General features: G+C 60.0%; 16 protein-coding genes. 6 read left to right on the top strand and 10 right to left on the bottom strand.

Features of this window, described 5'->3' with window-relative positions:
* The first annotated feature begins 139 nt into the window (after positions 1 to 139).
* The 3 genes from nrdA to yfaE are packed head-to-tail and all read left to right on the top strand — an operon-like array spanning position 140 to position 3,859.
* Positions 140 to 2,425, top strand: a complete 2,286-nt coding sequence (gene nrdA, locus SPH27_RS14000) for a class 1a ribonucleoside-diphosphate reductase subunit alpha (protein WP_023312513.1) — start codon at positions 140 to 142, stop codon at positions 2,423 to 2,425.
* Positions 2,426 to 2,474: 49 nt separating this feature from the next.
* A complete protein-coding gene (gene nrdB / locus SPH27_RS13995; protein ID WP_023312514.1) occupies positions 2,475 to 3,605 on the top strand; it encodes a class Ia ribonucleoside-diphosphate reductase subunit beta in 1,131 nt (376 codons plus the stop codon).
* On the top strand, positions 3,605 to 3,859 hold the full coding sequence (yfaE, locus tag SPH27_RS13990; RefSeq protein WP_023294104.1) for a class I ribonucleotide reductase maintenance protein YfaE: 255 nt from the start codon (positions 3,605 to 3,607) through the stop codon (positions 3,857 to 3,859). The genes nrdB and yfaE overlap by 1 nt, the downstream gene beginning before the upstream one ends.
* A 105-nt stretch (positions 3,860 to 3,964) precedes the next feature.
* Here the strand turns inward: yfaE and glpQ are convergent, their stop codons facing one another.
* Entirely contained in the window at positions 3,965 to 5,023 is a 1,059-nt protein-coding gene (glpQ, locus tag SPH27_RS13985) for a glycerophosphodiester phosphodiesterase (RefSeq protein ID WP_023312515.1), read from the bottom strand.
* Positions 5,024 to 5,034: 11 nt separating this feature from the next.
* The gene (glpT, locus tag SPH27_RS13980) at positions 5,035 to 6,387 is read right to left on the bottom strand and encodes a glycerol-3-phosphate transporter (protein ID WP_045888627.1); all 1,353 of its coding nucleotides are present in this window, start codon (positions 6,385 to 6,387) and stop codon (positions 5,035 to 5,037) included.
* Between the two features lie 251 nt (positions 6,388 to 6,638).
* Between glpT and glpA the strand changes: the two genes are divergently transcribed.
* The 3 genes from glpA to glpC are packed head-to-tail and all read left to right on the top strand — an operon-like array spanning position 6,639 to position 10,661.
* Positions 6,639 to 8,267 carry an anaerobic glycerol-3-phosphate dehydrogenase subunit A gene (glpA, locus tag SPH27_RS13975; protein ID WP_182071316.1) on the top strand — a complete coding sequence of 543 codons (1,629 nt, stop codon included), beginning with the start codon at positions 6,639 to 6,641 and terminating at the stop codon, positions 8,265 to 8,267.
* On the top strand, positions 8,257 to 9,474 hold the full coding sequence (gene glpB / locus SPH27_RS13970; protein WP_182071317.1) for a glycerol-3-phosphate dehydrogenase subunit GlpB: 1,218 nt from the start codon (positions 8,257 to 8,259) through the stop codon (positions 9,472 to 9,474). The genes glpA and glpB overlap by 11 nt, the downstream gene beginning before the upstream one ends.
* Positions 9,471 to 10,661: an anaerobic glycerol-3-phosphate dehydrogenase subunit GlpC gene (gene glpC / locus SPH27_RS13965; protein WP_182071318.1), complete on the top strand. Its 1,191-nt coding sequence runs from the start codon at positions 9,471 to 9,473 to the stop codon at positions 10,659 to 10,661. Before glpB ends, glpC begins: the two co-directional genes overlap by 4 nt.
* A gap of 33 nt (positions 10,662 to 10,694) precedes the next feature.
* On the opposite strand, the gene SPH27_RS13960 is transcribed toward glpC, so the two are convergent.
* From SPH27_RS13960 to menF, 8 genes are all read right to left on the bottom strand, one after another.
* On the bottom strand, positions 10,695 to 11,894 hold the full coding sequence (locus tag SPH27_RS13960) for a nicotinamide mononucleotide deamidase-related protein YfaY (RefSeq protein WP_045354280.1): 1,200 nt from the start codon (positions 11,892 to 11,894) through the stop codon (positions 10,695 to 10,697).
* A gap of 93 nt (positions 11,895 to 11,987) precedes the next feature.
* Positions 11,988 to 12,527, bottom strand: coding sequence for a YfaZ family outer membrane protein (locus SPH27_RS13955; protein ID WP_045354282.1), 540 nt, complete (start codon positions 12,525 to 12,527; stop codon positions 11,988 to 11,990).
* 124 nt (positions 12,528 to 12,651) lie between these two features.
* Positions 12,652 to 14,013 (bottom strand): o-succinylbenzoate--CoA ligase, encoded by a 1,362-nt coding sequence (gene menE / locus SPH27_RS13950; RefSeq protein WP_182071319.1) that lies wholly within the window; start codon positions 14,011 to 14,013, stop codon positions 12,652 to 12,654.
* Positions 14,010 to 14,975, bottom strand: a complete 966-nt coding sequence (menC, locus tag SPH27_RS13945) for an o-succinylbenzoate synthase (RefSeq protein WP_182071320.1) — start codon at positions 14,973 to 14,975, stop codon at positions 14,010 to 14,012. The genes menE and menC overlap by 4 nt, the downstream gene beginning before the upstream one ends.
* Positions 14,975 to 15,832 (bottom strand): 1,4-dihydroxy-2-naphthoyl-CoA synthase, encoded by an 858-nt coding sequence (gene menB, locus SPH27_RS13940; protein ID WP_023312524.1) that lies wholly within the window; start codon positions 15,830 to 15,832, stop codon positions 14,975 to 14,977. Before menB ends, menC begins: the two co-directional genes overlap by 1 nt.
* On the bottom strand, positions 15,829 to 16,605 hold the full coding sequence (gene menH, locus SPH27_RS13935; RefSeq protein WP_182071321.1) for a 2-succinyl-6-hydroxy-2,4-cyclohexadiene-1-carboxylate synthase: 777 nt from the start codon (positions 16,603 to 16,605) through the stop codon (positions 15,829 to 15,831). The genes menB and menH overlap by 4 nt, the downstream gene beginning before the upstream one ends.
* A complete protein-coding gene (gene menD / locus SPH27_RS13930; RefSeq protein ID WP_048975386.1) occupies positions 16,602 to 18,272 on the bottom strand; it encodes a 2-succinyl-5-enolpyruvyl-6-hydroxy-3-cyclohexene-1-carboxylic-acid synthase in 1,671 nt (556 codons plus the stop codon). The genes menH and menD overlap by 4 nt, the downstream gene beginning before the upstream one ends.
* Positions 18,273 to 18,360: 88 nt before the next feature.
* The gene (gene menF / locus SPH27_RS13925) at positions 18,361 to 19,656 is read right to left on the bottom strand and encodes an isochorismate synthase MenF (RefSeq protein ID WP_167818402.1); all 1,296 of its coding nucleotides are present in this window, start codon (positions 19,654 to 19,656) and stop codon (positions 18,361 to 18,363) included.
* Positions 19,657 to 19,669: the final 13 nt, after the last annotated feature.

Below are 19,669 nucleotides of genomic sequence, written 5' to 3'. Positions count from 1 at the left end.
CGATACTAGAATACTCACCATATAGCGTTTTTCTTATCGCAAACCCCCTACATGTAGTATTTATCCACAGAGTTAGTCACAAGACGGATCTGTGGATAAGCGGGGGATATTTTTTATTTCACGGACAGGTAAAACCCACATGAATCAGAGTCTGCTGGTGACAAAGCGCGACGGTACTACCGAGCGTATCAATCTGGACAAAATCCATCGAGTTCTCGACTGGGCAGCAGAAGGACTGAACAACGTATCTATCTCCCAGGTTGAACTGCGTTCCCACATTCAGTTCTACGACGGCATCAAAACGTCTGATATCCACGAAACAATCATTAAAGCAGCGGCAGACCTCATTTCCCGCGAAGCACCGGATTATCAGTACCTCGCTGCACGTCTGGCGATTTTCCACCTGCGTAAAAAAGCCTACGGTCAGTTTGAGCCGCCGAAGCTTTACGATCACGTCGTGAAAATGGTTGAGCTGGGCAAATACGACACGCATCTGCTGGAAGACTATACGGAAGAAGAGTTCGAGCAGATGAACGGGTTTATCGATCACTGGCGCGACATGAACTTCTCCTACGCGGCGGTGAAGCAGCTCGAAGGCAAATACCTGGTTCAGAACCGTGTAACCGGTGAGATCTACGAAAGCGCCCAGTTCCTCTATATTCTGGTGGCCGCCTGCCTGTTCTCTAACTACCCGCGTGACACCCGTCTGGAATACGTAAAGCGTTTCTACGATGCGGTATCCACGTTCAAGATTTCTCTGCCGACGCCAATCATGTCTGGCGTGCGTACCCCAACCCGTCAGTTCAGCTCCTGCGTACTGATCGAGTGTGGTGACAGCCTGGATTCCATCAACGCCACCTCCAGCGCCATCGTGAAATACGTCTCCCAGCGTGCCGGTATCGGCATCAACGCCGGTCGCATCCGTGCGCTGGGCAGCCCGATTCGCGGCGGTGAAGCGTTCCACACCGGCTGTATCCCGTTCTATAAACACTTCCAGACGGCAGTAAAATCCTGCTCTCAGGGCGGCGTGCGCGGCGGTGCTGCGACCCTGTTCTACCCAATGTGGCACCTGGAAGTGGAAAGCCTGCTGGTTCTGAAAAACAACCGCGGCGTGGAAGGCAACCGCGTGCGTCACATGGACTACGGCGTGCAGATCAACAAGCTGATGTACACCCGTCTGCTGAAAGGCGAAGACATCACCCTGTTCAGCCCGTCAGACGTTCCGGGCCTGTATGATGCGTTCTTTGCCGATCAGGACGAGTTCGAGCGTCTGTACACCAAATACGAAAAAGACGACAGCATCCGCAAGCAGCGCGTGAAGGCGGTAGACCTGTTCTCCCTGATGATGCAGGAACGTGCCTCTACCGGCCGTATCTACATCCAGAACGTGGACCACTGCAACACCCACAGCCCGTTTGATCCAGTAGTTGCGCCAGTGCGCCAGTCTAACCTGTGCCTGGAGATCGCCCTGCCGACCAAACCGCTGGAAGACGTGAACGACGAAAACGGTGAAATCGCGCTGTGTACGCTTTCCGCGTTCAACCTGGGCGCAATTAAGAGCCTGGACGAGCTGGAAGAGCTGGCGGTGCTGGCGGTTCGCGCGCTCGACGCCCTGCTGGACTACCAGGATTACCCAATCCCGGCCGCTAAACGCGGTGCGATGGGCCGCCGTACCCTGGGTATCGGCGTGATCAACTTCGCCTACTGGCTGGCGAAAAACGGCAAGCGTTACTCCGACGGCAGCGCTAACAACCTGACGCACCAGACGTTCGAAGCGATTCAGTACTACCTGATGAAAGCCTCTAACGAGCTGGCGAAAGAGCAAGGCGCGTGCCCGTGGTTCAACGAAACCACCTACGCGAAAGGCATTCTGCCAATCGACACCTACAAGAAAGACCTGGATGCGATCGTCAGCGAGCCGCTGCACCTCGACTGGGAAGGCCTGCGCGAGTCCATCAAGACCCACGGCCTGCGTAACTCCACGCTCTCTGCCCTGATGCCGTCCGAGACCTCTTCGCAGATCTCTAACGCCACCAACGGTATTGAACCGCCGCGCGGCCACGTCAGCATCAAAGCGTCAAAAGACGGCGTGCTGCGTCAGGTGGTACCGGATTACGAAACGCTGGGTAATAACTACGAGCTGCTGTGGGAAATGCCGAACAACGACGGCTACCTGCAGCTGGTGGGTATCATGCAGAAGTTTATCGACCAGTCGATCTCTGCCAATACCAACTATGACCCGACGCGCTTCCCGTCCGGCAAGGTACCGATGCAGCAGCTGCTGAAAGACCTGCTCACCGCCTACAAATTTGGCGTGAAAACGCTGTACTATCACAACACCCGTGACGGTGCGGAAGACGCGCAGGACGACATGGTACCGTCAATTCAGGACGATGGCTGCGAAAGCGGCGCATGTAAGATCTAATGAAGGGCGGGGATATCCCCGCCTTTATTTCGTAAGACAGGACACACTCATGGCATATACCACCTTTTCACAGACGAAAAACGACCAGCTCAAAGAGCCGATGTTCTTCGGCCAGCCGGTCAACGTGGCACGCTACGATCAGCAAAAATATGACATCTTCGAAAAGCTGATTGAAAAGCAACTCTCCTTCTTCTGGCGCCCGGAAGAAGTGGACGTTTCCCGCGACCGTATTGATTACCAGTCGCTGCCGGATCACGAAAAACATATCTTCATCAGCAACCTGAAGTACCAGACGCTGCTGGACTCCATTCAGGGTCGTAGCCCGAACGTGGCGCTTCTGCCGCTGATCTCCATTCCTGAGCTGGAAACCTGGGTGGAAACCTGGGCGTTCTCCGAGACGATCCACTCTCGCTCTTACACCCACATCATCCGCAACATCGTGAACGATCCGGCGGTGGTGTTTGACGATATCGTCACCAACGAGCAGATCCAGAAGCGCGCGGAAGGCATTGCCCATTACTACGACGAGCTGATCGAGATGACCAGCTACTGGCATTTGCTGGGCGAAGGTACGCACAACGTGAACGGTAAAACCATCACCGTTAACCTGCGCGCGCTGAAAAAACAGCTGTACCTGTGCCTGATGAGCGTCAACGCGCTGGAAGCGATCCGCTTCTACGTGAGCTTCGCCTGCTCCTTCGCCTTTGCAGAGCGCAAGCTGATGGAAGGCAACGCCAAAATCATTCGTCTGATCGCCCGCGATGAAGCCCTGCACCTGACCGGTACCCAGCACATGCTGAACCTGCTGCGCAGCGGGACGGACGATCCGGAGATGGCGGAAATTGCCGAAGAGTGCAAGCAGGAGTGCTACGACCTGTTCGTGCTGGCGGCTCAGCAGGAGAAAGAGTGGGCAGACTACCTGTTCCGCGACGGCTCCATGATTGGCCTGAACAAAGACATTCTGTGCCAGTACGTTGAGTACATCACCAACATCCGCATGCAGGCTGTCGGTCTTGACCTGCCGTTCCAGACGCGCTCTAACCCGATTCCGTGGATCAACACCTGGCTGGTGTCCGATAACGTGCAGGTTGCGCCGCAGGAAGTGGAAGTCAGCTCTTATCTGGTCGGTCAGATTGATTCTGAAGTCAACACCGACGACCTGAGCAACTTCCAGCTCTGATGTCACGCGTCACGCTACGTCTTTCCGGCACTGAGGTACTGTGTCGGGAGGAGCACCCTTCTCTGCTGGTGGCGCTTGAGGCGCATCAGGTAGAAGTAGAGTACCAGTGTCGTTCCGGCTACTGCGGCTCCTGCCGCTGCCGTCTGGTCGCCGGCCAGGTGGACTGGCTGACCGAGCCGCTGGCCTTTATCAACGAAGGGGAAATTTTGCCCTGCTGCTGCCGGGCAAAAGGCGATATAGAGATCGAGATGTGATGTTGTCCGTATCCCCTCTCCCGGTGGGAGAGGGTTAGGGTGAGGGTATCAGGCCGCAGAGCCTGATTGTCGGGTGGCGGCTTCGCCTTACCCGACCTGCCAAACCTACTTCCGGTGAATGAATTCGACCGCTTTATCCGGGAAATCCGTAAACAGTCCGTCCACGCCCGCCTGGTTATACAACACCTCATAAAGCTGATTCACGTCCGTGGCATACGGCGGCAGCTGGTCTGCACGCACGGTATACGGATGCACCTGCATCCTGCTGGCGTGCGCCTCTTTCACCATCGCCGTCAGCTTCACGTGGCCCGGCGCTGAGCCTTCCGCCACCAGCATGTGGTAATCCGGCCCGATACCGTCAGCGTACTGCGCAATTTGCTTCATCGCGCCCGGCTTAAACATCCAGTCGTAGTTATAGTTCACCCACTTGCCGTCCGGCTGCTTCTCCTGGGTTTCATTCCAGTCGGTATAGGCAATCAGCTGAACCAGATTGAGGTTCATCCCCATCTTCGGCTCCAGCTCGGTTTTGATGCGCTTCAGCTCGGCGGCGTCAAAACACTGCAGGTAGACTTTGTCCTTCTTGCTGGTGTAGCCGTACTGTTTCAGCACCTCCAGCGTCTTCGCGGCAATGTCTTTGCCTTCCTGATGGTGGAACCACGGCGCTTTGATCTCCGGGTAGATGCCGATATTTTTACCGGTTGAGTGGTTCAGCCCCTGAACAAACTCAATCTCTTCCTGGAAGGTATGGATCCGGAAGTCAGACTTGCCCATCGGGAAACGTCCCGGATAGACCTGCACCTTCTTGCCGTTTTCAATCTCAAAGCCTTCGGTAAACTTCAGGGAACGGATCTCCGCCAGGGTGAAATCAATGGCGTAGTAGCGGCCATCTTTGCGCGCGCGGTCCGGGAAACGCTCCGCCACGTCCGTCACGCGGTCCAGATAGTGGTCATGCAGGACGACCAGCTGGTCGTCCTTCGTCATCACCAGATCCTGTTCCAGGTAATCCGCGCCCTGGGCATAGGCCATCGCCTTCGCCGGGAGCGTATGCTCCGGCAGATAGCCGCTGGCGCCGCGGTGGGCAATAACGATTTTATCCGCCGCCAGCGCGGAGCCTGTCATCAGGCCCGCCAGCAGCAGGCCGGTTGTTACGTAAGATAATTTCATCGCAATGCTCCTTATTGACGACGCGCCAGCACTTCCGCGTGGTGACGTTTCTCACCGATCATGACCACAATGAGCAGCAATACCGCCAGCACGCTGCCGCCGATCATCACCATAAAGCCGCCGTCCCAGCCGAAGAAGTCAACGGTGTAGCCCACGATGGCGCTCGCCGCGACCGAACCGCCCAGGTAACCGAACAGACCGGTAAAGCCTGCCGCCGTGCCTGCCGCTTTTTTCGGTGCCAGCTCCAGCGCGTGCAGACCGATCAGCATCACCGGACCGTAAATCAGGAAGCCGATGACGATCATGCAGGCCATGTCTACTGATGGGTTGCCCGGCGGGTTGAGCCAGTAAACGACGGTCGCGATGGTGACCAGGGTCATAAAGAACACGCCCGTCGCGCCGCGGTTGCCTTTAAACACCTTGTCCGACATCCAGCCGCAAAGCAGCGTGCCCGGGATCCCGGCATATTCATACAGGAAATAGGCCCAGGAGGACTTATCCAGCGCGAAGTGCTTCACCTCTTTCAGGTAGGTCGGGGACCAGTCCAGAATGCCGTAGCGCAGCAGATAAACGAACACGTTCGCCACCGCGATGTACCACAGCAGCTTGTTCGGCAGGACGTACTTCATGAAGATCTGTTTTGCGGTCAGCTCTTCTTCGTGCTCCTTGCTGTAATCATCCGGATAGTCGTTTTTGTACTCTTCAATCGGCGGCAGGCCGCAGGATTGCGGCGTATCGCGCATCAGCGCGAAGGCGATAATCGCCACGACGATGGCGCCAAAGGCAGGCATATAGAGCGCAGCGTGCCAGTCGTTGAACCAGGCCATCCCCAGCAGGAACAGCAGCGGCGGGATACCGCCACCGACGTTATGCGCGCAGTTCCACACCGACACGATGCCGCCGCGTTCCTTCTGCGACCACCAGTGCACCATGGTACGTCCGCACGGCGGCCACCCCATCCCCTGGAACCAGCCGCAGAGGAACAGCAGCACGAACATGACGGCGATGCTGGAGGTTGCCCACGGCACAAAGCCCATGAACAGCATGACCGCAGCCGCCAGGATCAGGCCGGCGGGCAGGAACACGCGCGGATTCGAGCGATCCGATACCGACCCCATGATGAATTTGGAAAAACCGTAGGCGATTGAGATCCCCGACAGCGCGAACCCCAGATCGCCGCGGGAGAAGCCCTGCTCCACCAGATACGGCATCGCGAGCGCGAAGTTTTTACGTACAAGGTAGTACGCCGCGTACCCGAAGAAGATCCCCAGGAAAATTTGCCAGCGCAGACGGCGGTATAGCGGATCAATTTCTGCCTCTGGCAGACGCGCCCTGTGCGGCGCAGGTTTGAAGATACTGAGCATAACAGCCTCCGTGGCCTTGAATTGAATGGGCAGGTGGCTCGCACCTGAATTCCAGAGGCGGGGATGTTAAGAAATCACGGTGATTGTTACTGTGAATCAACGCACAGATTGTTACAGAAATATGACAGAATGCGCAAAAAAGCGCATGGAATCACGTTCCACTTTCGAATTTCGCGCGTTTATGTTCGAAATCAAACAAACCACATTATTGATATGGCTAAATGATAAAAAACGAACATAGAGGGTAAACAATGACCATTCACGATCCTCGCTACAGCGATGTGATAATCATTGGCGGTGGCGCAACCGGCGCCGGGATCGCACGCGACTGCGCCCTTCGCGGCTTAAGCGTTACGCTGCTAGAGCGCCACGACATCGCAACGGGCGCAACCGGGCGTAACCATGGCCTGCTGCACAGCGGCGCGCGGTATGCGGTTACTGACGGTGAATCCGCACGCGAATGTATTGCTGAAAACCAGATCCTCAAGCGTATCGCCCGCCACTGCATTGAGCCGACCGACGGCCTCTTTATTACTCTTCCCGAAGATGACCTCGCCTTTCAGGACACCTTTATTACCGCCTGCACTGCGGCGGGCATTCAGGCTGAGGCCATGGACCCGGCGCTGGCGCGGCGGCTGGAACCGTCGGTTAACCCGGCGCTTATCGGCGCGGTGAAAGTGCCTGACGGCACCGTTGACCCCTTCCGCCTGACCGCCGCCAATATGCTGGACGCCCGCGAGCATGGCGCGAACATTCTGACCGGGCACGAAGTGACCGGGCTTATCCGGGAAGGTCATCGCATCTGCGGCGTGCGGATCCTTGATACGCAGTACAACGAACACAGCGAGCTGTATGCCGCCGTGGTGGTCAACGCGGCGGGGATCTGGGGGCAGCGCATCGCGGAATACGCGGACCTGTCGGTACGCATGTTCCCGGCAAAAGGCTCGCTGCTGATCCTCGACCACCGCATCAATAACCACGTGATCAACCGCTGCCGCAAACCGTCCGACGCCGATATCCTCGTCCCGGGCGACACCATTTCGTTAATCGGTACCACCTCAACCCACGTCGACTACAGCGAGATTGACTACAACCGCGTGACCGCCGAAGAGGTCGACATCCTGCTGCGCGAAGGGGAAAAACTGGCCCCGGTGATGGCGCAGACGCGTATTCTGCGCGCCTACGCGGGCGTGCGTCCGCTGGTTGCCAGCGACAACGACCCGAGCGGACGTAACGTCAGCCGGGGCATCGTGCTGCTCGATCACGCCGAACGCGACGGCATGGACGGGTTTATCACCATCACCGGCGGCAAGCTGATGACCTACCGCCTGATGGCCGAGTGGGCGACCGATGCCGTCTGCCGCAAGCTGGGCAATACCGAACGGTGCGTGACGGCAGAACACCCCCTGCCCGGCTCGCGTCAGTCCACCGAAAAAACGCTGCAAAAAATCATCTCCCTGCCCGCGCCGCTGCGCGGATCCGCGATTTACCGCCACGGCGACAGAACGCCGCAGTGGCTCGGTGAAGGACGCCTGAGCCGCAGCCTGGTATGCGAGTGCGAAGCCGTCACCGCCGGTGAGGTGCAGTATGCGGTGGAGAGCCTGACGGTCACAAGCCTGCTCGATCTTCGTCGCCGCACCCGCGTGGGAATGGGGACCTGTCAGGGCGAGCTGTGCGCCTGTCGTGCCGCCGGGCTGCTGCAGCGTTTTCATACCACCACCGCCACCCAGTCGCTCGATCAGCTCAGCGCGTTTTTAAACGAGCGCTGGAAAGGCATTCAGCCTGTCGCCTGGGGCGATGCCCTGCGCGAAAGCGAATTTACCCGCTGGGTCTACCAGGGGCTTTGCGGTCTTGAGAAGGAGCAACGCGATGAAATTTGATACCGTAATCGTCGGCGGCGGGCTGGCAGGCCTGCTCTGCGGCATCAAGCTCACGAAGCAGGGGCTGCGCTGCGCCATTATCACCCGGGGCCAGAGCGCCCTGCACTTCTCGTCGGGCTCGCTGGATCTGGTGGACGAAGCGTACCGCGATAAGCTGCCGCCGGAGCACCCGTATCACCTGATTGGCGCCCAGCATATTGACCGCTTTGCGCTGGAAACCGAAGCGCTGCTGGCAGACTGCGGCGCGCGTCTGAAGGGAAGCGCCCGGCTCAATCACCAGCGCGTCACGCCGCTCGGCACCCTGCGCTCTGCCTGGCTCAGCCCGGAAGAAGTGCCCGTTGCTCCCTTCAACGCCGCGCGCGTGCGGGTCGTGGGCATTAGCGGCTTTCTGGATTTTCAGCCCCATCTCGCGGCGGCGTCGCTCTGTCGCCAGGGCGTCAATGCCGAAACGGCAGAGATAGAGCTGCCTGAGCTTGATGTCCTGCGCGACAACCCGAGCGAATTTCGCGCGGTGAATATCGCCCGTTTTCTGGATAACGAGGACAAATGGCCGCTGCTGTATGACGCACTCAGACCGCTCAGCGACAGCTGTGACGCCCTGCTGATGCCCGCCTGCTTTGGTTTACGCGACAACCGGCTCTGGCGCTGGCTCTCGGATCGTCTGCCCTGCTCGCTTGGCCTGCTGCCAACCCTGCCCCCTTCCGTCCCCGGCATTCGCCTGCATACCCAGCTCCAGCGCCAGTTTGTCGCGCAGGGCGGCGTGTGGATGGCGGGTGATGAGGTGAAAAAAATCACCCTGACCGACGGCGCGGTGAGCGAAATCTGGACGCGCAACCACGACGATATTCCGCTTCGCGCGCGCTTTACGGTGCTGGCAAGCGGCAGCTTCTTCAGCAACGGGCTGCTGAGCAGCCGGGAGGGCATCCGGGAAGCCATTATGGGGCTGGATGTTCGCCAGCGTGCCTCCCGCGCGGACTGGTATCAAAGTGATTTCTTCTCGCCGCAGCCCTGGCAGCAGTTCGGCGTGATTGTCGATAACCAGCTACATCCGCAACTTTCAGGTAAGCCCGTCAGTAATCTTTTTGCCATCGGCTCGCTGCTGGGCGGGTACGATCCGATTGCCCAGGGATGCGGTGGCGGGGTCTGCGCCGTCACGGCGCTGTATGTGGCAGAGCAGATTAGCCAGCGCACGGAGGCTGAACAATGAACGACACCCGTTTTGAAAGCTGCATTAAATGCACGGTGTGTACCACCGTCTGCCCGGTGAGCGGCGTGAACCCACGCTATCCCGGACCAAAGCAGGCCGGGCCGGACGGCGAGCGTCTGCGGCTGAAGGACGGCAAGCTGTACGACGAGGCGCTGAAATACTGCATTAACTGCAAACGCTGCGAAGTCGCCTGCCCGTCGGATGTGAAAATCGGCGATATCATCCAGCGCGCCCGGGCGCGCTACAGCACGCAAAAGCCGACGCTGCGGGACGCTATTCTGAGCCATACCGATCTGATGGGCAGCGTCTCGACGCCGTTTGCCCCGCTGGTGAATGCCGCGACCTCCCTCAAACCGGTGCGTCAGCTGCTGGATGCCACGCTGAAGATAGACCATCACCGCAGCCTGCCGAAATATTCTCACGGCACCTTCCGCCGCTGGTACAAATCCGTCGCGGCGGAGCAGGCGCAGTACGCCGACCAGGTGGCTTTTTTCCACGGCTGCTATGTGAACTACAACCACCCGCAGCTGGGCAAAGATCTGCTGAAGGTGCTTAACGCCATGGGAACGGGCGTTCAGCTGCTGAACAAAGAGAAGTGCTGCGGCGTACCGCTGATCGCCAACGGGTTTACCGATAAAGCGCGCAGGCAGGCTCAGAGCAATGTCACGTCACTGCGCGAAGCGATTGTCGATAAAGGTATTCCGGTGCTGGCGACCTCGTCCACCTGTACCTTCACCCTGCGCGATGAGTACCCGCATCTGCTGGACGTGGATAATACCGGCCTGCGCGAGCACATCGAGCTGGCGACACGCTTCCTGTGGCGCAAGCTCGATAGCGGGCAGACGTTGCCGCTGGGGAAATTGCCCCTGAAAGTGGTGTATCACACGCCGTGTCATATGGAGAAAATGGGCTGGTCGCTCTATACGCTTGAGCTGCTGCGGTTAATTCCGGACCTGGAGCTGACGGTGCTGGATTCGCGCTGCTGCGGGATTGCGGGAACCTACGGCTTTAAGCGTGAAAACTACGAAACGTCACAGGCGATTGGCGCCCCGCTGTTCCGCCAGATTGAAAAGAGCGGCGCGGATATCGTGGTAACGGACTGCGAAACCTGCAAGTGGCAGATTGAGATGTCCACCAGCAAGCGCTGCGAACATCCAATCACCCTGCTGGCGAAGGCGCTGGGCTAAACAGTGCCGGGGCGAAAGGCCCCGGCACAGGTTTTACTCGATGAACAGCGACTCGACAACGTTAATCCAGCCGTGCTCGCTGGCAACCTCTTTGCCATTCAGCCAGCGGCGCAGCATGTTCAGCGCCATCATGGCGCAAACCTCCTGACGCACCGCCAGGCTGTGGCGGGTAATGCTCATTTTTACCCGCAGGGCCCAGGTGCCTTCCGGCGTCGCCAGCGCGAAGTTAAGGTGTTCCTCGTCCAGCCCCCCGACAAACAGCGCCAGACCGGCAAAATGCTTCACCCTTCTCTCGGAAGCCCAGCGGGCGGTTTGCGCCAGGGTCTCCTGCTGGAACGGCACCACTTCGCTGGCCAGCAGCGGCGCGTTGACGCGCGACAGCTGCAGCGCCAGCAGGCCACCGGTGAACTGCTCGCTTAAGGTCACGCTCAGCTGACGCGACTGCAGATGCGTCGCAATCTGCGCGGGCAGCCCTTCCGTCCCTTCAAAGATCAGGCTTTCGCCCGCCACGCGCTGCACCTCGGGCCACAGGGCCAGCATCGCCTCTTTCTGTTCGGCCGGACCTGTCAGCTTGAGCTCAATGATCGGCATGGAGGAGCGGTAGCCCATGGAGACGCCCGGCGGCAGCGGGAGAGGATCAAGGCTCTGGGCCAGATCGCTTTCCGAGCGGCCAAAGGTGGTCAGACGCAGACACAGCGGCGGTTCAGGCAGGGTAAAACGATCGCGAAGGCGCGGCAGGATCTGCTGCTCGACCATCACTTTAAATTCTGAGGGCACGCCCGGCGTGAAGAACATCAGGCAGCGGTTCAGCTGCATGGCAAACCCGCACGCGGTACCCACCGGGTTATCGACCAGCTCGGCGCTGGCGGGAATTTCAGCCTGTTTGCGGTTGCTGGGGGCCATGACGCGGCCACGTTCGGAGAAAAAGCGCTCCATCTGCGAAAGCCACGCCTCATGCAGCACCAGCCCTTCGCCTTTTGCGGTCGCGGCGGCCAGCGCGCTGAGATCGTCACCGGTGGGGCCGAGTCCGCCATTCACAATCAGCACGTCGCAGTGTTCGCTGCGCTCGCGCAGAATAGCGACCAGCGACTCAAGATTGTCGCCCACCGTATTGCGGCGCGTTAACGGTAATCCTTGCTCAAAGAAAAGATCGGCAAGCCAGGCAGCATTGGTATCAATAATTTGTCCATGCAGCACTTCGTCGCCGGTGGATAACATCTCCACGTTAATCATTATGTTCTCCCGCTTATTTGGTCAAAACACTATAGCGCAAACGCGGGGTGGAGAAGAGAGAAACAGGCGCGACAGAACGCCGCGCCGGAGTGATTAGAAGCCTGCGCTGACGCCCACGTACGGGCCGTCGGCCAGCGCGTTGTCGCGGTTGCCGTCTTTGCCGGCCAGGTTCAGATAGCGATAGCCCGCTTCGATGGTAATCGGACGCATGATGGTCCAGCGCGCGCCGGCGTTGGCCTCTTCATAGCTTTCGATACCGCTTGAGAGGGAGTCCGGCGAATAGTAGTACTCACCAAACAGGCCGAAGCTGTCGCCAATTTTCCACTGCAGGCCGCCGCCCACTGCCGCCGCGTACCCTTCGTCACCGTCATTTGGGTTGGTGTAGATACCTTTACCGCCGACGGTGGCCAGGAACGGGCCAAGAGGAACGTTCAGACCCAGGCCGAGGCTCGCCGCGTCGCCGTCGTCATCGTTATGCGTCCAGCCGCCGGTCATCGCCAGGCCGGAAGTCTCGGTACCCATGCCAAAGCCCAGGTGGGTATAATCCTGACCCGCCGATCCGTTAATGCTGATGGCGTTAGCCGCCGCAGATACAACCATCAGGCCGAAGCCCACGAATGCCACTTTTTTCATTGTCGTGATCCCGCACAATTATTATAAAGAAGTCCCAAAACCGCGAGATTTTAACCGGAGTCTCCCGGGGATCAAGCACTCTGCGTGCGGCAGGTCAGTAGATTGTAATTATTTGAAACGGCTATTATCCCTTCAGCGAGGCGTTCACCCACTGCTGCAACGCGCGGCGCGAGACTTTAATGCCGCCATTTTTGAGTTCGGTCGGCAACAGCAGCCAGCGGACGGGTTGCTCAAAACGCGCCACTTTATCCTTCACCCAGTCAGGCAAACAGGTGATATCCGTTCCCGGCTCGCACTCCACCACCGCCACCGGACGCTGTCCAAACTCGGCGTCGTCCAGCGGGACGATAAACACCTGGTTAATCTGCGGATGGCGGGCGATAACGCGCTCAAGGCTTTCCGGCTGGATCCCTTCTCCGCCGCTAAAAAAGAGGTTGTCCATGCGGCCCAGGATCGTCAGGCGGCCGTCATGCCATTCACCGCGATCGCGGGTAGCGAACCATCCCTGCGCGTTGGTCAGCGGAACCAATTCGCCGTTCCGCCAGTAACCTGAGGCCATACTCTCTGCCCGGATCCAGACTTCACCGTCAACCACCTGCACCTCTCTGCCCGGCAGCGCATAGCCTACGTCCGGCTCGCCGTCCGCCGCTTTCGCGCAGACGGTAGAGGCAAACTCGGTCAGGCCGTAGCCGCAGAAGGTGCGAATCCCCTGCTCGCGCGCCTGCTGCGTCAATTCAACAGGGATGGCGGCTCCGCCCAGCAGCACCGCTTTCAGTGCAACAGGCTGGTGGGTGTTAAGCAGACGCCAGAGCTGGGTCGGCACCAGCGAAGCGTGCGTACAGCCGCGCAAAGCCTGCGCCAGCGGCTGTTTCTCGCGCACGGTTAACCGCGCGCCGGCCTGCAGCCAGCGCCATAAAATCCCCTGGCCGGAAACGTGAAACAGCGGCAGCGAAAGCAGCCAGTCGTCGTCTTCGCCGTAGGGCATCAGCGCCAGCACGCCGCGCGCGCTGGCGAGATGGGCGTCGCAGGTATGCACCGCTGCTTTCGGTAGCCCGGTAGAGCCGGAGGTCAGCGTCATCGACGCCAGCCGCGCCGGCTGCCACGCAACGCGATATTCCCCCGCGCGCTCGCGCATGCTCAGGGCTGGAAGACCGTCGCAGGTACCGTCCAGCACCAGCGCAAAGCGCAGCGTCATCTGCGGGAGCAACACGTCCAGCAGCGGGCGAGGCAGCTGCGGATTAACGGGAAGAATACGCGCCCCGCACTGGAGCAACGCCAGCCACGCCAGCAGGGTTCGCGGATGATTATGGGCCAGCAGCAGCACACCGTTGCCCTCCTCCACGCCCTGCAGGTGAAACTCTGCCGCAAGGCGGTCGACGCGGGCGCACAGCTGTTGCCAGCTGAGCACCTCGTCGTTCAGCCTCAGGGCCGGTTTATCAGCAAACTGCGCGCGCCAGTGCCGCCATGGCCAGTCGGTAAAACTCATAACAACGGCTCCAGCGCCGCGACGTTGAGGCACGGCAGCGCGCTGTCCGGCCACCTGCGGATAAGCTGAGCCTGCATCAGGTTCAGCGTGTCGAGGCCAGGGATCGTATCCGGCGTTAGCCAGGCGGCAATGCGCGCCAGCTGGGTCAGCCCAAGGCTGGACTCAATCGACGAGCTGATGACCGCCGTCAGCCCTGAGGCATGCGCTGCCGCGACCTGCTCTCGCACCTTCGCCAGGCTGCCGGTCAGCGTTGGTTTAATCACTACCGCGCTGACGCCGGGCTCGGCGACAAATTCAAAATCGTCCTCGCGCAGGCTTTCATCCCAGGCGATGGCAATCCCCGTTTCGCGGGCGAACGCGCGCGAATCGTCGCGGGTTTTGCACGGTTCTTCGAGGAAGGCAATGCGGCTGCGGTACGCCGGGTTGACGTACTTTGCAAACTGCTGCGCCTTGAGCGGCGTCCAGGCGCGGTTAGCGTCAAGACGCAGATGAAGGTCGGGGATCGCCTCCAGCAGCAGGTTGGCGACCATGCCGTCGCGCACCGCTTCGTAAAGACCGACTTTAATTTTCGCTACTTTCTCGCCCGGCATGGCGGTGAGCAGCGCGAACAGCTCGTCAGGGTCGCCCGTACAGAGCGGTGCCGCACGGTAGTTAGCCTCTTCAGGCAGGCTGCCGTCCAGCTCCGCCAGCGCGCAGCTGATGCCAAAAGCCGCGGAAGGCACGTCCGGCAGCGCCGGATCCGCGCCCTCACGCCACGCGTCTGCCCACGCCAGCAATACAGACTGCGCGTCATCCAGCGACTCCAGGCTAAAGCCCGGCAGCGGCGAAATCTCGCCCCAGCCTTCCCGCTCGTCCTGCTGCAGATGCACGAAGAAGCCGTCACGGGTTTTTAACCGCCGTTCACGCAGCACCACGCCCGCGTCCATCGGTATCTGCCAGCGGTAAACCTGCGCGCGACGCATTACGGGTTCCGTTTGTATTTGCTGAAGTCCGGCTGGCGTTTTTCGTTAAACGCGTTGCGCCCTTCCTGACCCTCTTCGGTCATGTAGAACAGCATGGTGGCGTTGCCCGCCAGCTCCTGCAGACCCGCCTGACCGTCGCAGTCGGCGTTGAGAGCGGCCTTCAGGCAGCGCAGCGCCATCGGGCTGTTTTGCAGCATTTCGCGACACCAGCGAACGGTCTCTTTTTCGAGATCGGCAATCGGTACCACGGTATTCACCAGGCCCATATCCAGCGCTTCCTGGGCGTTGTACTGACGGCACAGGAACCAGATTTCGCGGGCTTTTTTCTGCCCGACGATGCGCGCCATGTACGAGGCGCCCCAGCCGCCGTCGAAGGATCCCACTTTCGGACCGGTCTGGCCGAAGATGGCATTTTCTGCGGCGATGGTCAGATCGCACATCATGTGCAGCACGTGACCGCCACCGATGGAGTAGCCCGCTACCATCGCCACTACCGGTTTCGGACAAGTGCGGATCTGACGCTGGAAATCGAGGACGTTCAGGTGGTGGGTACCCGCATCGTCCTGGTATCCGCCGTAGTCGCCGCGCACTTTCTGATCGCCGCCGGAGCAGAACGCTTTATCGCCTTCGCCGGTCAGGACAATCACGCCGATGTTATCGTCGTAGCGCGCATCCGCCAGAGCCTGAATCATCTCTTTCACGGTCAGCGGACGGAAGGCGTTACGCACCTGCGGGCGGTTGATGGTGATTTTGGCAATGCCGTCGGTGGATTTGTGGTAGCGAATGTCGGTGTAGCCTTCGGAGCAGTCCTGCCATTCAACCGGGGCGTAAAGCATGTTTTCATCAGGATAGATCATAGAGTGTCCTTTATTCGATAACGCAGTATCTGAGCCAGACTCGCGATAACCGCATCGGGGTTTTCCCGGTGGGCGTTGTGTCCGGCGTCTGGAATGGCATGGCGAACGGCGTTCACTTCCGCGGCAAGGGCCGCGAACTTCTCATCCCGTTCGCCATAGAGATAGTCAAAAGAGAAATCGCGTGCGCTAAGCGCGGCACGCAAATCAGGCTGCACGGCCAGCGAGGTCGTCTCAAGCATCATCGCCAGCGTCGCGGCGTTGTTCTGGCTGCGCAGGGTAATAAGCGCATCGCGCTGGGCGTCCGTGAGGGAGGCGAACACGGGCTGTTGGTACCAGTCAGCGAACACCTTCTCCAGCGGTTCGGTGCGAAAACGCGTTGCCCAGCGGCGGTCGGACGCCAGCCGCGCACTTCGCGCATCGGCATCCTGCAGGCCCGGGTGTCCACCTTCAACAATCACCCCGAGCAGCCCCTTCGGCTGCTGGCAGGCATGAAACATCGCAATGCGGCCGCCGAGGGAGTACCCGATGAGCCAGAATTTAAGTATGTTGTAACTAAGAAGGGTTCGGGTGAGCAACGTGCTCATCTCGTCAAACCCCATCACGCCCAGATTCCGGGATCCGCCGTGCCCCGGCAGATCCAGATACAGCCGGGGATAATCGCTGAGCCCTGTACCGACCCTCTGCCACTCGCGGCGGTCGCCGGAAAAACCGTGCAAAAAGACCAGCCAGGGATAGTCCGGTTTGCCAGCCTGCTGCATGCCAGAGAGGATCACAGCTGGCTCACCTGCGCCAGCAGGCTTTGCAGGGCCTGCGCACCGTCAGCCTCGTTCACCACCAGCTCAATCAGCGTCGCGCCCGGCTGTTTCCAGGCGCTGCTTAACGCCGCGTCCAGCTGTTCCCAGCTTTCCGGGCGATGGTATTTCAGGCTAAACATCGCCGCGGCGTGTTCGAACTGCACGTTCTGCGGCATCAGATAGAAGCGCTCGCGCTCGCTCTGCGGCGTTGGCAACAGGGAGAAAATCTGCCCGCCGTTGTTGTTGACCACAATCAGCACAAACGGGGCAGACGCCTGACGCAGCAGCGCCAGCGCGTTAAGATCGTAGAGCGCGGAGAGATCGCCCACGATCGCCAGCGTCGATTTCGCGCTGGCGCGCTGCACGCCCGCCGCCGTAGAGATCAGCCCGTCGATGCCGCTGGCACCGCGGTTGCTGTACACCGGGTAGCCCGCAGGCAGCTTCGAAAACGCGTCAATCAGCCGCACGACGAGGCTGTTGCCGACAAACAGCTGCCCCTGTTCAGGCAGGTACTGGCGAATGCGGTGCGCCAGCCCGGCTTCGCTAAACGCTTCGCAGTGCGCTTTGGTCAGTTCCCACGCCTGGCGCGAAAGGTCCGGTATAGCCACCGCCCAGGGCTTGCGTTTCTCAGCCGGATGAAGCGTCAGCCAGGCGTCGATACTGCTGACCAGACGACGGCCGCGGTGGTGCGCCGGGTCAAGCCGTCCTTCCAGCGAATCCACCAGCCAGTACTCTTCCGGCGTGCAGGTGGCCTGCCACTGCAGTAACCGTTTGCCGGTCAAACTCGATCCAAGCTGGACCACAATCTGCGCCTGCGCCAGTTCGGTGACCGCTTTCGCATTACCCAGCCAGAGGTCGGCGCACGGCAGCGGCTGACCGGTCTGAGAAAGCACATCGCCAATCAGCGGCCAGCCAAGGGTTTGCGCCCATTCAGCGACCAGCTTGCCTTCGGCGGCGCTCATGCGCCCGGCAATCACCACGCCGCGCTTCTGCCGCCAGAAGAACCAGTCGCGCTGCTTCGCGCTCTCAAGATGCGTCTGCTCGCGCAGCCACGGTTTTTCACTCTGCCACCAGTCGCCGAGGGACTGCTGCCAGTCAAGACCGGTGTCGTCCAGCTCGCCATAGAGCGGCTCGGCAAACGGGCAGTTGATATGCAGCGCCCCGCTGCGCAACGTCTCCATGGCGTGATCGACAGTGGAGACCAGCCAGCTTGCCGGAATATCCTGGGTGGGACGCGGTAACGAAATCGTCTGCGAAGGATGCGAAGAAAAGAGCCCCGGCTGGCGAATGGCCTGATTGGCGCCGCAGTCGATAAGCTCAGGGGGACGATCGGCCGTCAGTAAGATCAGTCTTTCACCCGTTAACCCGGCTTCTATCAGGGCCGGATAGAGGTTCGCCACGGCGGTACCGGAGGTGACGATCACCGCCACAGGTTCTTTGCTGACTTTCGCCAGACCCAGCGCCAGATGGCCGAGGCCGCGTTCATCAAAGTGGGTGTGGTGAATCAACGCCCGGTTTTCTGCGGCCGCCAGCGTCAGCGGCGTTGAGCGAGAACCCGGTGCAATACACACGTGCCTGACGCCGTGGCGCGTCAGGGCTTCAAGGATCACCGCCGCCCAGCGTCGGTTAAAAGAACTTACTGACATGAGATTGTCCGGTATCAAGAATGCGACACAGTATAAATAATAGGAAAAATTGGAATTTTGATATGAATCGGGATTGCGCGAATCTGTATTAATCCCTTAGGAGCAGAGAGCGCAATCCGGCGGCTTTGTTTTCAATCTCCTGCCACTCCTGCTCCGGGTCAGACCCGCTGACAATACCGGCGCCGGCGTAGAGCCGCAGGGAGTCCTCCTGAACGCGCGCGGAGCGCAGCGCCACGCAGAACTCACTCTGTTCGGGGGATAAGTACCCGGCCGAACCGGCGTACCACTCGCGGTTAAAGGGTTCAACCTTCTGGATGAACTCGCGCGCAGGCTGTCGGGGTAATCCGGCAACGGCCGCGGTCGGCTGTAACATGAGCAGACACTGCTCGTCGTCGGCCTGTTTGAGCTCGGTCCAGATACAGCGGCGCAAATGCTGCACCTTACGCAGGCGTACCACCTGGGGGGGCAGTACCTCAAGCGTCTGCGTAGAGTGCTGAAGACGCTGGCAGATATCTTCCACCACCAGCATATTTTCGCGCTGGTTTTTATCATCGTTCAGCAGCCACTCGCCGAGACGCTGCGCCTGGCTATCATCGGTATGGCTGGCGACGGTGCCAGCGAGCGCTTCCGTGCGCAGCAGCTTGCCGCGCCGCCGCCAGAGACGCTCGGGCGTAGAGCCGAGAAACGCGTTGCTGGCGTCGAATACCATGCAGAAATGATAGCAATGTAAATTCAGGGCGCGGCTGGCGGCCATCAGCGCGACAGGGTTAACACGCTGCGTGAACTGCAGATCGGTTGCCCTGGCGAGCACCACTTTTTCAAACTCACCGCGCGCGATGGTCTCCGTCGCCCTGCGGATAAGTTTCAGCCATTCGGCCTGCTGCGGCTGATGGGTTTCGTGCTCAACCTGCACGGAGAGCGGACGGATAGATTTGGCAGGACGAAGCCGCTGTAAAAAATCCTGCGCGACGCGGGCATCCTCCACAAGCGAGCGGTCGCTCCAGAGCTGCAGGCGCAGCGTGGCGTTGCCGGCGGTACGTCGCCAGAGCAGTCGCGGTAAAAAGAGGCTCCCCTGTTCGGGATTAAAGGCGTTCAGGCCGCAGATGCGAGTATCTTGCGCCGCATTTTGCTCGCGCAAAAACTGCGAGGCTAATGCCAGAGAGGAAAATTGGTTGACCGCCCCCAGCGCGGCCAGCTCTTCATCGCCGTTACGCTGCTGCCAGTAAAACTGCGGATAACACTGCTGCTCGCCCAGCCAGGCGAGGGGATCGAAGGCGTCGTTTAACGGGAAAGAGACGTCGAAATGACGTATGCCGGGTGCTGCGGGTAACGCTTGCGATAGCTGGGTACGCAGTTGCTCCAGCGCGAGGAAAATCGAATTCACGCGAACCTCTCCC

The sequence above is a fragment of the Enterobacter sp. A103 genome (assembly GCF_034427535.1).
Taxonomy (GTDB): Bacteria; Pseudomonadota; Gammaproteobacteria; order Enterobacterales; family Enterobacteriaceae; genus Enterobacter; species Enterobacter asburiae_B.
Note: the sequence above shows the minus strand (reverse complement) of the source record. Positions and strands in the feature narration are given on the sequence as shown.